The 17,813-nt window shown below is 68.0% G+C and carries 16 protein-coding genes; 10 read left to right on the top strand and 6 right to left on the bottom strand.

All coding sequences use genetic code 11. The features are described from left to right. Positions 1 to 59: 59 nt before the first annotated feature. On the bottom strand, positions 60 to 482 hold the full coding sequence (locus tag AC1DBX_RS01135) for a VOC family protein (protein WP_476930890.1): 423 nt from the start codon (positions 480 to 482) through the stop codon (positions 60 to 62). Between the two features lie 14 nt (positions 483 to 496). Between AC1DBX_RS01135 and AC1DBX_RS01140 the strand changes: the two genes are divergently transcribed. After that, entirely contained in the window at positions 497 to 823 is a 327-nt protein-coding gene (locus AC1DBX_RS01140) for a chorismate mutase (protein ID WP_028277548.1), read from the top strand. A 7-nt stretch (positions 824 to 830) separates the two neighbouring features. Here the strand turns inward: AC1DBX_RS01140 and AC1DBX_RS01145 are convergent, their stop codons facing one another. Next, positions 831 to 1,217 (bottom strand): hypothetical protein, encoded by a 387-nt coding sequence (locus AC1DBX_RS01145; protein ID WP_476849331.1) that lies wholly within the window; start codon positions 1,215 to 1,217, stop codon positions 831 to 833. A gap of 202 nt (positions 1,218 to 1,419) precedes the next feature. Between AC1DBX_RS01145 and AC1DBX_RS01150 the strand changes: the two genes are divergently transcribed. From AC1DBX_RS01150 to pdxS, 6 genes are all read left to right on the top strand, one after another. Further along, positions 1,420 to 1,755, top strand: coding sequence for a DUF6504 family protein (locus AC1DBX_RS01150; protein WP_476856813.1), 336 nt, complete (start codon positions 1,420 to 1,422; stop codon positions 1,753 to 1,755). Then, positions 1,752 to 5,264 (top strand): DNA polymerase III subunit alpha, encoded by a 3,513-nt coding sequence (locus tag AC1DBX_RS01155; protein WP_476930891.1) that lies wholly within the window; start codon positions 1,752 to 1,754, stop codon positions 5,262 to 5,264. The genes AC1DBX_RS01150 and AC1DBX_RS01155 overlap by 4 nt, the downstream gene beginning before the upstream one ends. A gap of 129 nt (positions 5,265 to 5,393) precedes the next feature. Further along, positions 5,394 to 7,403, top strand: coding sequence for a threonine--tRNA ligase (gene thrS, locus AC1DBX_RS01160; protein WP_476871611.1), 2,010 nt, complete (start codon positions 5,394 to 5,396; stop codon positions 7,401 to 7,403). Between the two features lie 19 nt (positions 7,404 to 7,422). Next, positions 7,423 to 8,043, top strand: coding sequence for an HIT family protein (locus AC1DBX_RS01165; RefSeq protein ID WP_476930892.1), 621 nt, complete (start codon positions 7,423 to 7,425; stop codon positions 8,041 to 8,043). After that, complete coding sequence (gene pgsA, locus AC1DBX_RS01170; RefSeq protein WP_223916731.1) at positions 8,036 to 8,674, top strand: phosphatidylinositol phosphate synthase; 639 nt, start codon at positions 8,036 to 8,038, stop codon at positions 8,672 to 8,674. Before AC1DBX_RS01165 ends, pgsA begins: the two co-directional genes overlap by 8 nt. A gap of 208 nt (positions 8,675 to 8,882) precedes the next feature. Further along, a complete protein-coding gene (gene pdxS / locus AC1DBX_RS01175) occupies positions 8,883 to 9,809 on the top strand; it encodes a pyridoxal 5'-phosphate synthase lyase subunit PdxS (RefSeq protein ID WP_026266390.1) in 927 nt (308 codons plus the stop codon). A gap of 213 nt (positions 9,810 to 10,022) precedes the next feature. On the opposite strand, the gene AC1DBX_RS01180 is transcribed toward pdxS, so the two are convergent. After that, the gene (locus AC1DBX_RS01180) at positions 10,023 to 12,035 is read right to left on the bottom strand and encodes a M3 family metallopeptidase (protein WP_476930893.1); all 2,013 of its coding nucleotides are present in this window, start codon (positions 12,033 to 12,035) and stop codon (positions 10,023 to 10,025) included. Between the two features lie 82 nt (positions 12,036 to 12,117). On the opposite strand from AC1DBX_RS01180, the gene AC1DBX_RS01185 reads away from it, so the two are divergent. From AC1DBX_RS01185 to AC1DBX_RS01195, 3 genes are read left to right on the top strand one after another with little or no spacing between them, the layout of a single operon-like run. Next, on the top strand, positions 12,118 to 13,404 hold the full coding sequence (locus AC1DBX_RS01185) for a CapA family protein (protein ID WP_476930894.1): 1,287 nt from the start codon (positions 12,118 to 12,120) through the stop codon (positions 13,402 to 13,404). Between the two features lie 11 nt (positions 13,405 to 13,415). Continuing rightward, on the top strand, positions 13,416 to 14,279 hold the full coding sequence (locus AC1DBX_RS01190) for an alpha/beta fold hydrolase (RefSeq protein ID WP_476930895.1): 864 nt from the start codon (positions 13,416 to 13,418) through the stop codon (positions 14,277 to 14,279). Between the two features lie 9 nt (positions 14,280 to 14,288). After that, positions 14,289 to 15,125: an alpha/beta fold hydrolase gene (locus AC1DBX_RS01195; RefSeq protein WP_476930896.1), complete on the top strand. Its 837-nt coding sequence runs from the start codon at positions 14,289 to 14,291 to the stop codon at positions 15,123 to 15,125. A 34-nt stretch (positions 15,126 to 15,159) separates the two neighbouring features. Here the strand turns inward: AC1DBX_RS01195 and AC1DBX_RS01200 are convergent, their stop codons facing one another. Genes AC1DBX_RS01200 through AC1DBX_RS01210 form a run of 3 tightly spaced genes read right to left on the bottom strand, consistent with a single transcriptional unit; the run spans position 15,160 to position 17,746 of the window. Further along, the gene (locus tag AC1DBX_RS01200; RefSeq protein ID WP_476871607.1) at positions 15,160 to 15,648 is read right to left on the bottom strand and encodes a GNAT family N-acetyltransferase; all 489 of its coding nucleotides are present in this window, start codon (positions 15,646 to 15,648) and stop codon (positions 15,160 to 15,162) included. A 5-nt stretch (positions 15,649 to 15,653) separates the two neighbouring features. Next, the gene (locus AC1DBX_RS01205; protein WP_476858407.1) at positions 15,654 to 16,460 is read right to left on the bottom strand and encodes a type 1 glutamine amidotransferase; all 807 of its coding nucleotides are present in this window, start codon (positions 16,458 to 16,460) and stop codon (positions 15,654 to 15,656) included. After that, the gene (locus tag AC1DBX_RS01210; protein ID WP_476930897.1) at positions 16,457 to 17,746 is read right to left on the bottom strand and encodes a MurT ligase domain-containing protein; all 1,290 of its coding nucleotides are present in this window, start codon (positions 17,744 to 17,746) and stop codon (positions 16,457 to 16,459) included. The genes AC1DBX_RS01205 and AC1DBX_RS01210 overlap by 4 nt, the downstream gene beginning before the upstream one ends. Between the last annotated feature and the right edge of the window lie 67 nt (positions 17,747 to 17,813).

The following is a 17,813-nucleotide window of genomic DNA, read 5'->3' on the forward strand; positions in this document are numbered from 1 at the left end:
GGCCTGTCTGGCGGCTGCCCGGCGGCTGCCAAGGCACGGGGCGGCACTGGTTACCTGAGTCAGAGCGTTACTTTGCCGCCGCCGTCGACCGACCAGTCGGGGTTGAAGGCGACCTCCCAGCGGTAGCCGTCGGGATCGGCGAAGTAGCCGGTGTAGCCGCCCCAGGGCTGGGTCTTCGGTGCCGCAACGATGCGGGCTCCCGCGGTCCCGGCTTCGGCCATCACCCGGTCGACGTCCGCCGTGCCGGCCAGGTTGTGGCTGAGCGTGATGCACGCAATGCCGGCAGGGGCATCGGTGGCCGCCTCGGTCTGCATTTGACCCGCGTCCCAGAGCGAGAGGATGAGGCCGTGGTTGACCTGGATGAAGAGCACCTCCCCGGGGACTTCCCGGTGGACCGGCCATCCGAGGCCATCGACGTAGAAGCGGCGTGAGGCGTCAACACTGCGGACACCTAGCGATATGAAGTCGACTCGTGGCTGCATCTTTCGATACTGTCATGCACATGCCCACAAATCACGCAGACGACAAGGCCGCCCAGGCCGACCGCGAACAGCTCGCCGCCGTGCGGGTGGCTGTTGACGAGGTGGACGAGCAGATCGTGTCCTTGATCGGGCGCCGGGAACGGCTGATCCGGATCGCCGGGACCCTCAAGGCGGACAGCGCCGAGGTCCGTGCGCCCGGGCGTGTGGAGCGGGTCATCGAACACGTCCGCGCCACGGCGGAAAAGAAGGACATCGACGTCGAACTTGTCGAGAAGACCTACCGGGCGATGATCGATGCCTTCATCACGCTCGAGCTGGAAGTGTACAAGTCCAGCTCCTAGAAGTTGTCTAGAGGGCTTCTTCGACAGGCACGTTGGCCTGGTAGTCCCGGCCGTCACAATCGCTGAAGGCCGTCATGAGATGGCCCTTGGGCAGGCCAAGCACAGTCGTAAGCGGGAAATGGCCGGTAATGGTGTTGCCCGAGTGTTCGACCCCCTTGAGGTCGAAATTTTCCTCGGTGCCGTCGTGGCTGAAGCAGTAGAAGGACACGGCTTCGCCGTTCATGAACTCGATCCCCATCCTGCGCTGGTGGGAATAGTCCGGGGTGGCTGCCAAGAGCCCCACCACGTAGGCGCCCTGGCCGGGGATGTTTCCGTCTATATCAAAAGTCGCCACCAAGGTTGGATCCTTGGCGGCGATGCTTACGTGCTTCAGGAGTGCGTTATGGGAGCTCATGGCTCAATCCTGCTACCTGTACCTGCGTGAGTCCACCCCCGATCTGGGTTTTGTCGCCTCTCCGTCGTAGACTGATTTTATTCGAAGATATGTTCGAATAAATCCATGCGGCCTGGAACTCCGGGCGCCGGATGCGGAATGGACGTAGGAAGTCGAAGCGGGGACTGGGCCGGCTCCAGCCCGGACTGGGTCGGGAGGCAACGTGGGTATTTTCAGCGAGTCCGTGGATGTCGTCTGCACGCCCTCGGGCCAGCCCCTGCGCCTCGACTGGGCCGGCCGGCGCTACACGGTCTGCGCGGACCCCGTCCGCTGGTACGAACGCCGCCAATGGTGGGCCGAGGAACGCCGGGCGCCACTCGGAAGCGGGCCGGGCCTGGTGGACCATGAGATCTGGCGGGTCCAGGTGCGTGCGGCCGGGGATCACGCCGCGGATTCCACCCTCACCCTTGACCTGACCCGGCATGTCGGCAGCGGCCGGTGGCGGCTCCTGAAGATCCACGACGCCCTGCAGCCCCTCCGGAAGCCCGAATCAGCATGAGTTTCACCCATCTGCACGTCTCCACCGCGTTCAGCGCCCACTATGGCGTCTCCTGGCCGGAGGAACTTGCCGCCGCGGCCGCCGCTGACGGCGCCACCGCGCTGGCCTGCACGGACCGCGACGGCCTGTACGGAACCGTCAAGCACCTGAAGGCGTGCATGGCAGCCGGGCTGGATGCAATCGTCGGGGTGGACCTTGCAGTCTTTGACGACGACGGCGACCACCGTACCCAGCTCGGGGGACGCGTCGTCGTGCTGGCGCACGGACACAACAACGGTGCCGGCTACCGGGCGCTGTGCCGGCTGATCTCCGACGCCCACGCCCGCACCACGGGCAAGGCCGGGGGAATAGTGCCGGTGGCCGTCACCCGGGCGGAACTGGCCTCCCGCACCCTGCACCCGGAAACCCTGAAGCCGGTCCTGACAGTGCTGATCGGCCCGGACTCCGACGTCGGCCGGGCCATGGGCGGCCGGCGCTACCTGCGGCCCCGCACCCTGTTCAAACGATGGCTGGACGCCATGCCCCCCGGAACGCTGGCGGCAGAGGTTGTGTCCCAGCTCAGCCCGCCCGGGGAACCGCTGAGCACCGCCCACGCGGTGCGCATGCTCAAACTCGCCGCAGAACACGGGGTGCCCGCCGTGCTGAGCAACGCTGTGCGGTACGTGGCTGAGGACGGCGCGGCCACCGCCGATGTGCTGGACTCGGCCCGGACACTGAAATCCCTCCCCGAGCTCTCCGCCGCCCCGCTTCTGCAGCCCAACGGGCAGGGCTGGCTCAAATCGGCGGCCCGGATGCTGCAGCTGGGCAAGGAGATCATCCACGCCGCCGGCTACGGCACTGCGGACCTCAAACGGCTCCTGGCCCAGACCGAGGCGCTCGCGGACCGCTGCCGCATGGATCCGGAAGCCGACATGGGCTGGAAACAGCCCGTGGTCCCGGAGGCATCCGTGATCGGGATCGACGGCGACGCGCTCGCCGAACTGACCCTGCGGTGTGAGGCCGGCATCGGCCGCCGCTTCCCGGGCATTTCCGGGCAGCGGGAACAGCAGCTGAGGGCCAGGCTGGAGCATGAGCTCCGGATCATCGACTCGCTGGGCTTCGCCTCGTACTTCCTGACCGTCGCAGAGGTCTCCCGGATGATCCTGGCCCTGGGCGTCCGGGCGGCCGCGCGCGGTTCGGGCGCCTCCAGCCTGGTCAACTACCTGATCGACATCAGCCAGGTGAACCCGCTCCAGCACGACCTCATCTTTGAACGCTTCCTCTCCCGCGACCGCGCCACGCTGCCGGACATAGACATCGACGTCGAAAGCGCCGAACGGCACAACGTCTACCGGAAGATCTTTGAGCGCTTCGGCGCCGAACGCGTCACGCTGATGAGCATGCAGAACGGGTACCGCGCTCGCGGTGCCGTGCGCGATGCCGGCCTGGCCCTGGGCATGGACGACGGCGAGGTCGGGGAAATCGCCAAGCAGCTGTGGCGGTTCTCGGCCCGGCACTTCCGCGAAGCCCTCGTGGAGAAACCCGAGCTGAAGGAATTCGCGGACCGGGTGGAGCAGCGAGGCTTCTCCGAGAACCAGCAGCTGGACCTGCTGGTGGACCTCACGGAGCGGCTGGACCGGCTGCCCCGCCACATCTCCATGCACCCGTGCGGCGTCATCCTCGGCGATGCCACCCTGCTGGACCGCACCCCCGTCCAGCCCAGCGGCCTGGGCCTGCCCATGAGCCAGTTCGACAAGCACGACATGGACCCCATGGGCATGCTCAAACTCGATGTCTTGGGCGTCCGGATGCAGAGCGCCATGGCCTTCGCCGTCCGGGAAGTCATCCGGCTCCACCCCTCCAAGGCCGAGGTGGTGGCCGCCGGCGCGCATCCGGCCGGCCCGGACGGGACCGGCCCGGACTACATCGCCGAGGACGGTCACATCGACCTCAATGCGGTCCCGCTCGACGACGAACCCACCTTTGAGCTGATCCGCAGCACCCACACCCTGGGCTGCTTCCAGATCGAGTCCCCTGGCCAGCGCGAACTGATCGGCAAGTTGGCCCCCCGGGAGTTCAACGACCTCATCATTGACATCTCGCTGTTCCGTCCAGGCCCGATGAAATCCGACATGGTCCGGCCCTTCCTGGAGCACCGGCACGGATTCGCTCCCGAGGTCTACCCGCACCCGGACCTCAAACCTGTCCTGAAAGAGACCCACGGGGTCACGGTCTTCCACGAGCAGATCCTCAAGACCTTCGACGTCATGACCGGGTGCGGGCTGGCGCGGGCCGACGAGTTCCGCCGTGCGCTGGGCAACGACGTGTTGGAAGCCAGGGTGGAGGAGTTTTTCCGGAAGGAGGCGCGGGCCCGGAATTACAGTCCCGAGGTGGTGGACAAGGTCTGGGGCACGCTGAAGGCCTTTGGCAGCTTCGGGTTCTGCAAGGCCCACGGAGCCGCCTTCGCCGTGCCCACCTACCAGTCGGCCTGGCTGAAGGCACACCACCCGGAGGCGTTCCTCGCCGGGCTGTGGGAACACGACCCCGGAATGTACCCCAAACGCCTGCTCGTGGCCGAGGCCCGCCGGCTGGGGATCCCCATCCTTCCCCTCGACATCAACCGGAGCCAGGCCGAGTACCGGGTGGAGCGGGTGCAATCCGGGCCGGACCGGGGCAGGCTGGGCATCCGGCTGAGCCTGAACGGTATCTTCGGGCTCTCCGGCGCCGAGCTGAAACGGATTGTGGCCGGCCAGCCCTACGACTCCCTGGCGGACCTGCGGGCCAGGTCGCGGCTCAGCCGGCCCAGCATCCAGCGACTGGCCCAGCTGGGCGCCTTCGATTCGCTGCACCGGGCGTCCGGGGGAGAAGCCAACCGGGCGGATCTGGTTCAGCACCTGCAAAAACTACAGGCCCGCCCCCTCCGGAAGGGCGTGGAAGTCATTGAGGGCCAGCTGGCGTTGCCGCTGGGGGACGTGGAGTTGACGAACCTCAAGGCGGCACTGCCCGCACCCAGCATGGTGGATAACGTCCGCGCGGAACTGGACCTGATGGCTGTGGACGTCAGCGAGCACCTCATGACCAGCCACCGCCCGCTGCTGGACCGGCTGGGCGTCACCACCGCGGACAAGCTGCTGGGACTGCGCAACGGCACGGAGGTGCTGGTGGCCGGGGTCCGGGTGGCCACCCAGACCCCGCCCATGAGGGGCGGCCGGCGTGTGGTGTTCATCAGCGTCGACGACGGCACGGGCTGTGTGGATTCGGTGTTCTTCCACGAGGCGCAGGAGCAGTCCGGACCCTTGCTGTTCGGCACCCGCCTGCTCCTGATCCGCGGCACCACCCGCCGGACCGGGCCGCGGGGGATCAGCATCAGCGCCTCCATGGCCTGGGACCTCAGCCGCCCGGAGACCCTCCCGTTTCCGGCATCGGCTCCCGGCGCCACCGGCCGGAAGGAGCCTTACCTGTCCGGCCCCCTGTCCAGCCCCCTGGACGGGATCAGCAGGAACCTCGCCATCACCGGGCTGGGCGGCTGACCGGCCGGCGGTGCGGCTCGCTCGTGGCGCGTTGGTTGGCCTCTGGAGAAACCGATAGCATGGACGAGGCTGGCTGTGGTCCCCGTACGCCACAAGCTACGAAGCCTTAACTTTGAATAGGAGACACCCGTGTCAGATGCCCAGCAGATCACCCTTCTCGTCGACGGCGAAGAGACCAAGGTGACTACCGGGACCACCGGCGCGGAACTCTTCTTTGAGCGCCGCGACGTCGTTGTGGCCCGCGTTAACGGCGAGTTGAAGGACCTGGACCAGCCCCTTCCCGAGGACGCCAATGTCGAGGCCGTCACCATTGATTCCCCGGACGGGCTCAACGTCCTGCGCCACTCCACGGCCCACGTCATGGCCCAGGCCGTGCAGCAGCTGCGCCCCGACGCCAAGCTCGGCATCGGCCCCTACATCACGGACGGCTTCTACTTCGACTTCGACGTCGCGGAACCGTTCACCCCGGAAGACCTCCGCCAGCTCGAAAAGATGATGCAGAAGATCATCAACCAGAACCAGAAGTTCGTTCGCCGCGTGGTGTCCGAGGACGAGGCCCGCGAAGCGATGAAGGACGAGCCCTACAAGCTCGAACTGCTGGGCAGGAAGAATGACGCCGCCGAGGCCGGCGAGGGCGTCAACGTCGAGGTCGGCGCCGGCGACATCACCATTTACGACAACGTGGACCGCAAGAGCGGCGACAGCATCTGGTGCGATCTGTGCCGCGGCCCGCACCTGCCGAACACCAAGCTGATCTCCAACGCCTTTGCCCTGACCCGCTCCTCGGCCGCCTACTGGCTGGGCAACCAGAACAACCAGCAGCTGCAGCGCATCTACGGCACCGCCTGGCCCACCAAGGACGCGCTCAAGGCCTACCAGGAGCGCATTGCCGAGGCCGAGCGCCGCGACCACCGCAAGCTCGGCGCGGAACTGGACCTGTTCTCCTTCCCGGATGAGCTCGGCTCAGGCCTGCCGGTCTTCCACCCCAAGGGCGGCATTATCCGCAAGGCCATGGAGGACTACTCCCGCCAGCGCCACGTCGATGCCGGCTACGACTTCGTCTACACCCCGCACATCACCAAGGGCCACCTCTACGAAGTCTCCGGCCACCTGGACTGGTACCGCGAGGGCATGTTCCCGGCAATGCACATCGACGCGGAACTGAACGAGGACGGCACCGTGCGCAAGCCCGGCCAGGACTACTACCTCAAGCCGATGAACTGCCCCATGCACAACCTGATCTTCCGGTCCCGCGGCCGCTCCTACCGCGAACTGCCGCTGCGGCTCTTCGAGTTCGGCTCGGTCTACCGCTACGAGAAGTCCGGCGTGGTGCACGGCCTGACCCGCGTCCGGGGCATGACCCAGGACGACGCCCACATCTACTGCACCCGCGAGCAGATGAAGGACGAGCTCACCAGCACGCTGAACTTCGTCCTCGGCCTGCTCAAGGACTATGGCCTGGACGACTTCTACCTCGAGCTCTCCACCAAGAACGAGGACAAGTTTGTCGGCGACGACGCCACATGGGACGAAGCCACCCGCACCCTCGCCGAGGTGGCCGAAGCCTCCGGGCTCGAGCTCATCCCGGATCCGGGCGGAGCGGCATTCTACGGCCCCAAGATTTCCGTCCAGACCAAGGACGCGCTCGGCCGCACCTGGCAGATGTCCACCATCCAGCTGGACTTCAACCTGCCCGAACGCTTCGAACTCGAGTTCCAGGCCGCCGACGGCACCCGGCAGCGGCCCGTGATGATCCACCGCGCCCTGTTTGGCTCGGTGGAGCGCTTCATGGGCGTGCTCACCGAGCACTACGCCGGTGCCTTCCCCGCCTGGCTGGCACCGGTCCAGGTGGTGGGCATCCCGGTGGCGGAGGCATTCAACGACTACATGTTCGACGTCGTGGACCAGCTCAAGGCGGCCGGCATCCGCGCCGAGGTGGACATCTCCTCGGACCGTTTCCCGAAGAAGATCCGCACGGCCAGCAAGGACAAGGTCCCGTTCGTGCTGATCGCCGGCGGGGACGATGCCGAGGCGGGTGCCGTGTCCTTCCGCTTCCGCGACGGCAGCCAGGACAACGGCGTGCCCGTGTCCGAGGCCGTACAGCGGATCGTCGACGCTGTCCGAAACCGGACCAGCTAGGCAGACGGAAGGGCAGCGCGTGCAGGAAACCACAGGGGCCGGGCCGGAGTATCCGGGCGACCACGCCGTGACGGACGACTTCAGCCTGGCCGGGGTCCCGGACGCTTTCCAGCGCCTGTGGACGCCGCACCGGATGGCGTACATCAAGGGCGGCCAGCATCAGTTCAAGAACCCGGACGACTGCCCGTTCTGCGCCGCGCCCGAGCGGGGCGATGAGGACTCCCTGATCGTCTACCGGGGAAGGACGAGCTACGTGGTGCTGAACCTCTTTCCGTACAACCCGGGCCACCTGCTGGTCTGCCCCTACCGGCACATCCCGGACTACACGGACCTCACGGTCGAGGAAACGGCGGAATTCGCCGAACTGACCCAGACGGCCATGCGGGTGCTGCGCAAAGTCGCCAACCCTTCCGGTTTCAACCTGGGCATGAACCAGGGCGTCACCGGCGGGGCGGGCATCGCCGGCCATCTGCACCAGCACGTGGTGCCGCGCTGGGGCGGTGATGGAAATTTCTTCCCCATCATTGCCCAGACAAAGGCGGTCACGCAGACCCTCGGTGAGGTCCGTCAGCAGGTCGCCGACGCGTGGCCGCAGGAAATGCCCGCGCCGCAGGACACAGCGGGGGAGCAGGATGCTTAACAGGCACGCCCGGGGCTTCTTCACCGCCCTGTTTTCCCCGGTTGCCCGCTGGCTGCTGAGGATCGGGGTCTCTCCCGACGCCGTGACCGTGGTCGGCACGCTCGGCGTCGTGATCGGCGCTCTCGTGTTCTACCCGCTCGGGCAGCTCTTCTGGGGGACCGTGTTCATCACGGCGTTCATTTTCTCCGACGTTATTGACGGCATCATGGCCCGGATGCAGCACCGCGGCGGCCGGTGGGGCAATTTCCTGGACTCCACCCTTGACCGCGTGGCCGACGGTGCCCTGTTCGCCGGCGTCGCCGTCTGGTTCTTCACCGGCGGCGCCAACCCGGCCGTCGCCGTCGCCGCGATTCTCTGCCTGGTGCTCGGCATGGTGGTCTCCTATGCGCGGGCCAAGGCCGAGGCCCTGGGCTTCCACGCCAACGTGGGCATCGCCGAGCGCGCCGAGCGCCTCGTGTCCGTGCTGGTGGTCACGGGGCTCACCGGACTGGGCCTGACCCCGGTGGTGCTCTTCGTGACGCTGTGCCTTCTCGCGACAGCAAGCCTGGTGACGGTGATCCAGCGCATCGTGACAGTGCACCGCCAGTCGCTGGCGGAACCCGAAGGTACCGCCACGGAACGTCCCGCCTGACGGCGCCAGGCGGCACCCCGGCGGCCGCGCCGAATCCCTGTCCCCGCGCGAGATTCGACTGCTGTAACCCGAATTCTGCCGCGCCCCGGCCGGGGGATAGTATTAGCTTTACCGGCCAATGGATCCGGTAATCCGGTGTGTGCGAGACACGGCATGAACGTGCCGTTCGCGCCCCGGCGAGGTCATCTATCTACCCATAGGGGTTTTTGTGTCTACACCTGATGTAAGCAGCGAAGCCGGCGCGTCCGCGAAGAACGTCACGGGCAGCAGCCGCGTCAAGCGCGGCATGGCTGAGATGCTCAAGGGCGGCGTCATCATGGACGTCGTCAACGCCGAGCAGGCCCGCATCGCCGAAGACGCCGGTGCCGTGGCCGTGATGGCGCTGGAACGCGTTCCGGCCGATATCCGCGCCCAGGGCGGCGTGTCCCGCATGTCCGATCCCGACATGATCGACAAGATCATTGCGGCCGTGTCCGTGCCCGTCATGGCCAAGGCCCGGATCGGGCACTTCGTCGAGGCGCAGGTACTGCAGTCCCTCGGCGTGGACTACATCGACGAGTCCGAGGTCCTGACCCCGGCGGACTACACCAACCACATCGACAAGTGGAACTTCACCGTTCCGTTCGTCTGCGGTGCGACCAACCTGGGCGAGGCCCTGCGCCGGATCAACGAGGGCGCGGCGATGATCCGGTCCAAGGGCGAGGCCGGCACCGGGGACGTCTCCAACGCCACCACGCACATGCGCCAGATCCGTGCCGAGATCAAGAAGCTCGCCGGCATGGCCGAGGACGAGCTCTACGTCGCGGCCAAGGAGCTGCAGGCTCCGTACGAACTGGTCAAGGAAGTTGCCGCGACCGGCAAGCTCCCGGTGGTGCTGTTCACCGCCGGCGGCATCGCCACCCCGGCCGACGCCGCGATGATGATGCAGCTCGGCGCCGACGGCGTGTTCGTCGGCTCCGGCATCTTCAAGTCCGGCAACCCGGCCCAGCGTGCCGCCGCCGTCGTGAAGGCCACCACGTTCTACGACGACCCGGACGAGATCGCCAAGGCCTCCCGCGGCCTGGGCGAGGCCATGGTCGGCATCAACGTCGACGAGATCCCGCAGCCGCACCGCCTCGCCGAGCGCGGCTGGTAGCGTTCGCGCCTTTGGCGGCGCCGGACGGCGCTGATCCTCTGCGTGCTATTCCCCGCGCCCTGTTGGCAGCTGAGCGGCTGCCCGGGGCGCGGGGCCCCTTTTACGCACGCTGCCGGATCACGCCGCCCTTCGCCTTGCGCTTCTGATTGAACGACGACGCCGGGCGGTCACCTTCTTAGGTGACCGCCCGGCGTCGTTTGCGTTCTGCGGGGGTTAGTCGAGGCCGCGGCGCTTCAGCAGCGGCCCGAGATCCGAGTCCCGGCCGCGGAAGGCGCGGAAGGACTCCAGCGGGTCCCGGCTGTTGCCGCGGGAAAGCAGTTCGGCGCGGAAGAAATTGCCGTTCGCGCGGCTGAGGCCGCCGTTTTCCTTGAACCATTCCACGGTGTCAGCGTCCAGGACCTCGCTCCAGATGTAGGAGTAGTAGCCGGCGGCATACCAGCCTCCCGCGAAGATGTGCTGGAAGTAGCCGGTCCGGTAGCGCGGCGGGATCAGGCTGTGCGCCACGCCGGCCGCGGCCAGCGCCTTCGCTTCAAACTCGACGGCGTCATCCGGGATGTCAGAGCCGTCCAGGACATGCCACGCCAGGTCCAGCAGGGCCGCGCCGAGGTATTCCGTGGTGCCGAAGCCTTCGCCCCAAAGCTGGGCGGCGTTGAGCTTGTCCACGGTCTCCTGCGGCAGGGGTTCGCCGGTGGCGTGGTGCCGGGCATAGTTGGCCAGGACTTCGGGCCACATGATCCACATTTCGTTGACCTGCGAAGGGTATTCCACGAAGTCCCGCGGCACGTTCGTGCCGGAGAACCGAGGATAGGTGACGGCGGAAAACAGGCCGTGCAGGGCGTGGCCGAACTCGTGGAAGGTGGTGCGGAGCTCGTCCAGCGTCAGCAGGGTGGGCTCGCCGGCCGGCGGCTTGGAGATGTTGAGGTTGTTGATCACCACAGGTCGGGTGTTCAAGAGCCCTGACTGCTCCACGAGGGAATTCATCCACGCGCCCCCGCGCTTCGTCTCCCGCGTGTAGTAGTCGCCCAGGAAAAGGCCCAGGTCCGTGCCGTCGGAATTCTTAACCTCCCAGACGCGCACGTCCGGGTGGTAGCCGGCGAGGTCGGCGCGTTCGTGGAAGGTGACGCCGTACAGGGCGTTTGCCGCGAAGAACACGCCATCATTCAAAACCCGGTCCAGCTCGAAGTAGGGGCGCAGGGCCTGTTCGTCCACGGCATACCGCTCCCGCTTGACCTTGGCAGAGTAATACGCCCAGTCCCAGGCCTCGAGGGGGTGGCCGGCGGTCCCGGCCAGCGCCTCGGCCTCTGCGTCGGCATTGCGGACGGCTGCGGGGGCCAGCCGGCTCATCATTGCCTGGACGGCCTGGAAGTCCGGTGCCGTCTGCCGGTCCACGCTGAGTTCGGCGAAGTTCGCGAACCCGAGAAGGCTGCCCTTCTCGGCGCGGAGCCGGACCATGTCCTTGACCAGGTCGAGCACATCGAAGCTTCCGCCGTCGCTGCCGCGGCCGATGGAGGCCTCGTAGAGGCGACGGCGGATTTCCCGGTTCGCCAGCGCGGCCATGGCAGGCTGGTTGCTCGGCTGGATCAGGGTCAGCAGGAACTTTCCCTCGTGCCCGGCGGTCCGGGCGGCCTCGGCGGCGCTGGCGACGTCGTCGGCGGGCAGGCCCGCGAGGTCGGCGGCGTCATCCAGCAGCAGGGCAGCGGACTTCATGCCCTCCTTGACGCGCTGCCCGAACTCGGTGCCGAGCCGGGAAAGCTCGGCGTTGACGTCCCTGAGGCGCTCCTGGCCGGCGTCGTCGAGCTGGATGCCGGAGGCCCGGAACTCCTTGAGGTATTCCTCCACGAGCCGGGCGGACTCCGCGTCCAGGACCGTTGCGTCCAGCGCCGCGAAGCGCTCGTAGAGCCCGCGGTTGAGGTAGACGGCGTCCTGGTGGGCGGCGAAGAGCGGGGACAGGCGGGTCTCGAGGTCGCGGATGGTGTCCGAGGCGTCTGCGGACACCAGCGTGAAGAAGGACGCGGCGGCCCGGTCCAGGAGCCGGCCGGAGCGTTCCATGGCGAGGGCCGTGTTTTCGAAGGTCGGGGCCGCCGGGGTGTCCACGATGGCCTGGATTTCGGCAAGGTGCTCGGCCAGGCCGGCCTCGACGGCCTCGGCGTAGTGCGCGTCGTCGATATCCGCAAACGGCGGCAGTCCATAGGGCAGGGTGCTGGGGCTCAGGAGGGGATTGGTCATGAAATGACTCTTTCATGCAGGCGGCCGCTTCTCAACGATCGGCTCCGTGTGTTGTGATGCCGCCCACCATAGGATGAGCGGCATGGAGAACACGACCGCGAGGCCGCGGGGCCGGATCCTGACCGCAGCAACGGCCGTTGTTCTCGGGTCGATGCTGGCATCCTGCGGACTCCTCGCCGGGCCGGATAAGCCCCCGGGTCCCACGGCCGGCGGTACCGGGGGAACGTCCGACGTTACCCAGCCGCCGTCGGGCACCCCGACTCCGACTCCGACCCCGACTCCGACCCCGCCGCCGACGCCGACGCCGACGCCCGGGAAGGGGCCAGGCTGTGCGGCCGCCCGGTGCGCCTCCGTCCTCGTCACCGGGGACATGCTGGTCCACCCCCAGCTCTGGCAGCAGGCCCGCGAGGACGCCCGCGCCGCCGGCGCGACGGGGCTGGACTTCGGGCCGCTGCTGGAGGGCCAGCGGCGCTACATCGAGCAGAGCGACGTGGCGATTTGCCATCTGGAGACCCCGGTGGCCGGCCCGGACGGACCATTCTCCGGGTATCCCTCCTTCAACGTTCCGCCGCAGATCATCACCGCCGTGCGCGGCGTGGGCTATCAGGCCTGCACGACCGCCAGCAATCACACCGTTGACCGCGGCACCGCGGGACTCGTCCGTACCCTGGACGCCCTCGACGCCGCCGGACTCCGGCACACGGGCTCGTACCGGACCGAGGCAGAGTCCCAGGGCATCCTGATCCTGCAGACCGCCGCGGCCAAAATCGCCGTCATTGATGCCGCATACGGCCTCAACGGGCTGCGCGCCGAGCAGCCCTGGCAGGTCGACCTGCTCGATCCCGACGCCATGATTTCCAAAGCACGCAAGGCCAAGGCTTTGGGCGCGGACATCGTGCTGGGGGTCATGCACGCCGGGGAAGAGTACTCAGCCGAGCCCAACACCCAGCAGCGCGACGTCGCCCATGCGCTCGTGGACAGCGGCCTGTTCAGCCTGATCTACGGCCACCACAGCCATTCGGTGCTGCCGATCGAAAAGTACAAGGGAACCTGGATTGTGTACGGGCTCGGCAACGGCATCACCGAGCTCTCGCCGTCGTTCGTGGTCAACAACGAGGGCCTGTTGGTCCGGGTGCAGTTCAGCCAGGACGCGTCCGGGTTCTGGGCCGCCTCGGACCTGGCCTGGGCGCCGTCGGTGATGGTCCGCGGACCCTACCGCTGGTGTTCGGTGGCGGCCGACGCGCCGCAGGGCCGTTGCGCCGGAACGGCGGTGGACGCAGCCACGCGCCTGCGCACCGCGGCCGTGCTGGAGTCGATGGGCGCCGCGGCGGCGGGCGCCCATGAGCTTATTCTCACCCCGGGGTCCTAAGCTTGGGCAGCATGGAGATGATCAACGAACGGCGGAGCACCGTCGCGTCCAGCGGGGCTGAGCTTGCAGTGTTCGAGTATGGCAGGGAGCCGGGACCCGAAGTGCCGACACTGCTCCTGGTGCACGGCTATCCGGACGATCATCAGGTCTTCCTGCCGGCCATCCGTGATCTGGCCCGAAGCCACCACGTGGTCGCCTACGACACCCGGAACGCGGGCGCATCCGCCGTCGTCGGCCTCCCCGGGGACTTCACCCTGAAGACGCTCGTGGATGACATGTTCGCCGTGCTGGCCGCCGTCGGAGCCGCGGATGTCCATCTTGTGGGCCATGACTGGGGCTCGATCCAGGGCTGGGCCGCCGTCCAGGACCCCAGGGCCGCGTGCCTGATCGGCCGGTACACGTCCATCTCGGGCCCGGACCTGCGGCACTTCGCCCGCTGGGTGCGGAGCCGGTATGCACGTCCCCGGGCGTGGCCGCAGCTGGCCGGACAATTGGCCCGCAGCTGGTACATCGCCGCGTTCCTTGTGCCGAAGCTGCCGGAGGCCGCCTGGCGCCTCCTCCTCACGAAACGCTACGGGCAGATGGCCAAGCGCGACGTCGGCGATGATCCCATCCGCGGCTTGGCTCTTTACCGCGCAAATTTCTTCTCGGCGGTGAACCGGCCGGCCGGCGGCCGCGTGACGCTGCCCGTCCAGGTGGTGGTGCCGCTGAAGGATTCCTTCCTGTCGCCGGGCCTCGTGGACGGACTGGATTCCTGGGTGGATGACCTCACGGTGATCCGGGTGGACAGCGGCCACTGGTGGCCGGCATCCCGGCCGGCGGAGTTCGCGGAGCTGCTCCGGCAGCCGCAGCCGACGACTCAGATAACACCGTAGGACGGCGCCATGGCCCGGGTAAACCGGCGGGAGCGGGAATCCCGGAGCGGGACGTTCAGCAACGGGATGGAATACCTGACGTGGGGCCGGGCCCCGAAGACGCTCTTGTTCGTCCAGGGCGGACCGGGGAGCTTCGTGCCCCAGGGGGTGCTGCGCGGACTGTTCCGGCGGGAGTTTGCCGCCTATCAGGAGGCCGGGTACGCCATCTGGATTGTCACCCGCCGGCGGAACATGCCGGCGTCGCACACCAGCGCCGACATGGCCGACGACTACGCCCAGCTGATCGCCGAGGAGTTCGGCGGCCGGGTCGGCCTGGTGGTGGCCGAGTCATTCGGCGGGATGATCGGGCAGTACCTGGCCGCCCGCCATCCCGAGTCCTTCGGGCACATCGCGATGGTGGTCACGGCGGCCGAACTGAGCGCGTGGGGCAAGGACGTGGACGAGCGGATGGCCGCCGCCGTCGCTGCCGGAGACCCAGGCCGCGCCGGGACGGTCCTGGCCGAGTACCTCTTACCGGGGCCGCGGACCCGCTGGCTGCGGGAACTGCTGGGACCTGTCGTCGGCCGGCGCGTACTGGACCCCTCCGGATGCCCCGCCGCGGACGTCCTGACGGAGGCGCGGGCCGAGTTCGCGTTCGATGCGCGGGCGGTACTGCCGCTCATTCGTCCGCCCGTCCTGCTGCTCTGCGGCGGCCGGGACGCGTTCTTCCCGAGGACGGTTGCGGAGGAGACCGCGCAATTGATTCCAGACTGCACCCTGATCGTCTACGAGCGATGGGGCCATATCCGGGCAGGATCGAGCCGGCGGGTGCCGCGCGATGTCCTGGCCTTCGTCCGGACCCGATGACGGCAGGCGGGGCCCATGGAAGGCTGCCGGGCAGCTACCCGGCGTCCAGGAGCAGAGACATGAAGACGCTGTTGGGGTCGGCTTCGTAGCCGGCAAACGGCGGGCAGTCCGTGAAGCCGTGCCGCTCGTACAGCCGCCGTGCGGGGGCGAAGAACTCCTGGCTCCCCGTCTCCAGGAACAAGCGTTCGTAGCCGCTGTGCCGGGCCTCGGCCAGGAGGTGGCGGAGCAGCGCCGACGCAACGCCGCGCCCGCGGGCTGCATTCGCGGTGCGCATTGACTTGATCTCGGCGTCGCCGGGAGCCAGGTGTTTCAGCGCCGCGCAGCCCAGGAGCCGGGAGTCCTGCCGGGCGGTCCAGAAGCTGATGCCGGGTCCGGCCAGGGCGGCAGGATCAAGGGCGTGGACGCTTTCCGGCGGGGAGGTCGCGTACATGTCGGCGAGGTGTTCGCCCAGGAGCCGCAGGACGTCCTCGCGTTCCGGGGTGTCGCGCCCAATCCGGACCGTGCCGCCCTCGGCGCCTGCCACCTGGGTCAGCGGGGCCGGCGGGCGGCGTGTTCCCGCGCCAGCACCGCGTAGGAGTCATCCGGCGTGCCCGGGGTGAAGCTGCCGTATTTGCGTTCGACGGCGGTCCGGATCAGGAAATCCGCGAGAGCCGGGTTCTTGGGCAGCAGCGAGCCGTGCAGGTAGCTCGCCACGATGTTGCGGTAGCGGGCTCCCTCCTGGCCGTCCGTGCTGTTGTTGCCGGTACCTTTGGCCGTCGTCCCGAGCGGTTCGACGCCCGGTCCCAGTGTGGTCTGGCCGCTGTGGTTTTCGTAGCCGAGGATGTTGCCGAATTCGGGGGAGGAGACCGTGACGTTGCCGATCAGGCGCTCGTCGGTGCCGTGGGTTTCCACGTCCAGGATGCCGATGCCCGGAAGGACCGACCCGAGCCGGGTCTTGAAGAATTTCCCGAAGAGCTGGTACAGCCCGCAGATCACGAGCATCGGGGTGCCCTCGTCGGCCATCTGCTTCAGGGTGGACTCGCGCGAGAGGAGGTCGTCCTGGATGACGAGCTGTCCGCTGTCCTGTCCGCCGCCACCGACAATCAGGTCCACATCTGCCGGGAACGGGTCACCAACGTTGTACTCGAGCAGTTCCGGCGTGTAGCCGTGCCAGCGCAGGCGCTGCGCGAGGACCAGGGCGTTGCCCCAGTCGCCGTAAATGTTCATGTCCCGCGGGTAGAGCTGCAGGACCCGGATGGTTCCCTTGCTGGGGGCCGCGGAATCTTCGGGCGGAAGTTCGTGCCCGAAGGACAGCTCGTGCGGGGTTTCGGGGGATTCGGGGGACGCGGGGGTCATGAGACCACCTCCACTGTGGTGATTTTGGACAGCTCGCGGCGGATGGCCAGCATGGCCGTGTAGGTGCAGAAGATCCTCTTCGGCTTGCCCTCGCCGCCGCGGATGAACGCTGCCAGTGCCGGCGCAATGTCCGTGTCGACGGCGCCGATCGCGACGTCGTCGTACTGCAGCCGCAGCGCCATGTCATACGCGCGGGAGCCCGTGAGCTGGTCCACGCCGCCGTCGCGGAGCGTGTCGAATTCGACGTCCCACAGCCAGGACATGTCCCGGCCGTCGGCGTAGTTGTCGTTGATCGCGATCATCGTGGCGTACCCGGCGGCGGGGAACGATTTGAGGCCGAGCCGGAAACCGCTGGGGTTCTTGACCAGGACCAGTTCCAGCGGCAGGCCATCGACCACGAGGCTTTCGCCGCGGCCGAACGCCGGCGCCACCTTGGACAGCGCCGTGAGCAGGCCGGCCTGGTCGGTCCCGGTGCCGCGGGCGCCGGAGACGCCGCGGGCCAGGGTCAGCGCGGCGGCGGCATTGAAGATGTTGTAGACGCCGCGCAGTTTCATCCCCGTGGTGACCGTCGCGCCGTCGTACTCGAAATCGGCGTCGTCGGCGCCCACTCGGCGCAACACGACGTCGGCGGCGGGCCGGGCGGGGGTGGCCGGCACCGGGCTGCCCGGCGCCGCGCGCATGTCGTCGTCGTTGGGGAAGGTGCTCAGCAGCGAATCGTCGAGCCCGAAGTAGAGCACCTCCGGCCCGTCCAGGGTCTGGGCGATCCGGGCGACGCGCGGGTCTTCCCGGTTCAGGACCACGGTCCCGGTGGTCTTGGACGCGATGTGCTGGAGCAGTTCGGCGGTCTTGTCGATCTCGCCGAACCGGTCCAGCTGGTCGCGAAGGACATTGAGCAGGAGGCTGTACCGCGGCGGGACCTTGTTGACGAAGTGGACGGCATGCGCCTCATCCAGTTCCAGGACCGCGACGTCGGCATCGAGCCGGCCCCGCCAGTCGACCTCGCCCAGGAGGGCCGCGGCCACGCCGCGGGTGAAGTTGCTGCCGGTGCGGTTGGTGAAGACTCTCAGTCCCTGGCTCTCGAGCAGTTCCACGACCATCTTGGTGGTGGTGGTCTTCCCGTTCGTGCCACTGACGACGGCGACCCCCAGCGGCAGCGTGGACAGCGTCCGCCGCATGAAATCGGGGTCGATTTTTTCGACCACAAGCCCGGGGAGGGCCGAGCCTCCGCCCCTGAGCCGGGAGACCCGGCGGACGAACTTGCCGAGCGGAACGCTGAAGTAAAGCATGCTCTGTAATATATCCCAGCAGCGGCATGGAACCCGGACGCCCGGTGCCGTTGCATGCGTCTTCCAT

This window comes from Arthrobacter sp. 10N44_2, assembly GCF_056394385.1.

Coding starts and splice junctions, on each gene's coding strand:
- AC1DBX_RS01180 (WP_476930893.1), bottom strand. CDS start 12,035: ATGACCAATCCCCTCCTGAGCCCCAGCACCCTGCCCTATGGACTGCCG.
- AC1DBX_RS01135 (WP_476930890.1), bottom strand. CDS start 482: ATGCAGCCACGAGTCGACTTCATATCGCTAGGTGTCCGCAGTGTTGAC.
- AC1DBX_RS01190 (WP_476930895.1), top strand. CDS start 13,416: ATGGAGATGATCAACGAACGGCGGAGCACCGTCGCGTCCAGCGGGGCT.
- AC1DBX_RS01185 (WP_476930894.1), top strand. CDS start 12,118: ATGGAGAACACGACCGCGAGGCCGCGGGGCCGGATCCTGACCGCAGCA.
- AC1DBX_RS01195 (WP_476930896.1), top strand. CDS start 14,289: ATGGCCCGGGTAAACCGGCGGGAGCGGGAATCCCGGAGCGGGACGTTC.
- pgsA (WP_223916731.1), top strand. CDS start 8,036: ATGCTTAACAGGCACGCCCGGGGCTTCTTCACCGCCCTGTTTTCCCCG.
- AC1DBX_RS01205 (WP_476858407.1), bottom strand. CDS start 16,460: ATGACCCCCGCGTCCCCCGAATCCCCCGAAACCCCGCACGAGCTGTCC.
- AC1DBX_RS01140 (WP_028277548.1), top strand. CDS start 497: ATGCACATGCCCACAAATCACGCAGACGACAAGGCCGCCCAGGCCGAC.
- AC1DBX_RS01155 (WP_476930891.1), top strand. CDS start 1,752: ATGAGTTTCACCCATCTGCACGTCTCCACCGCGTTCAGCGCCCACTAT.
- AC1DBX_RS01145 (WP_476849331.1), bottom strand. CDS start 1,217: ATGAGCTCCCATAACGCACTCCTGAAGCACGTAAGCATCGCCGCCAAG.
- AC1DBX_RS01210 (WP_476930897.1), bottom strand. CDS start 17,746: ATGCTTTACTTCAGCGTTCCGCTCGGCAAGTTCGTCCGCCGGGTCTCC.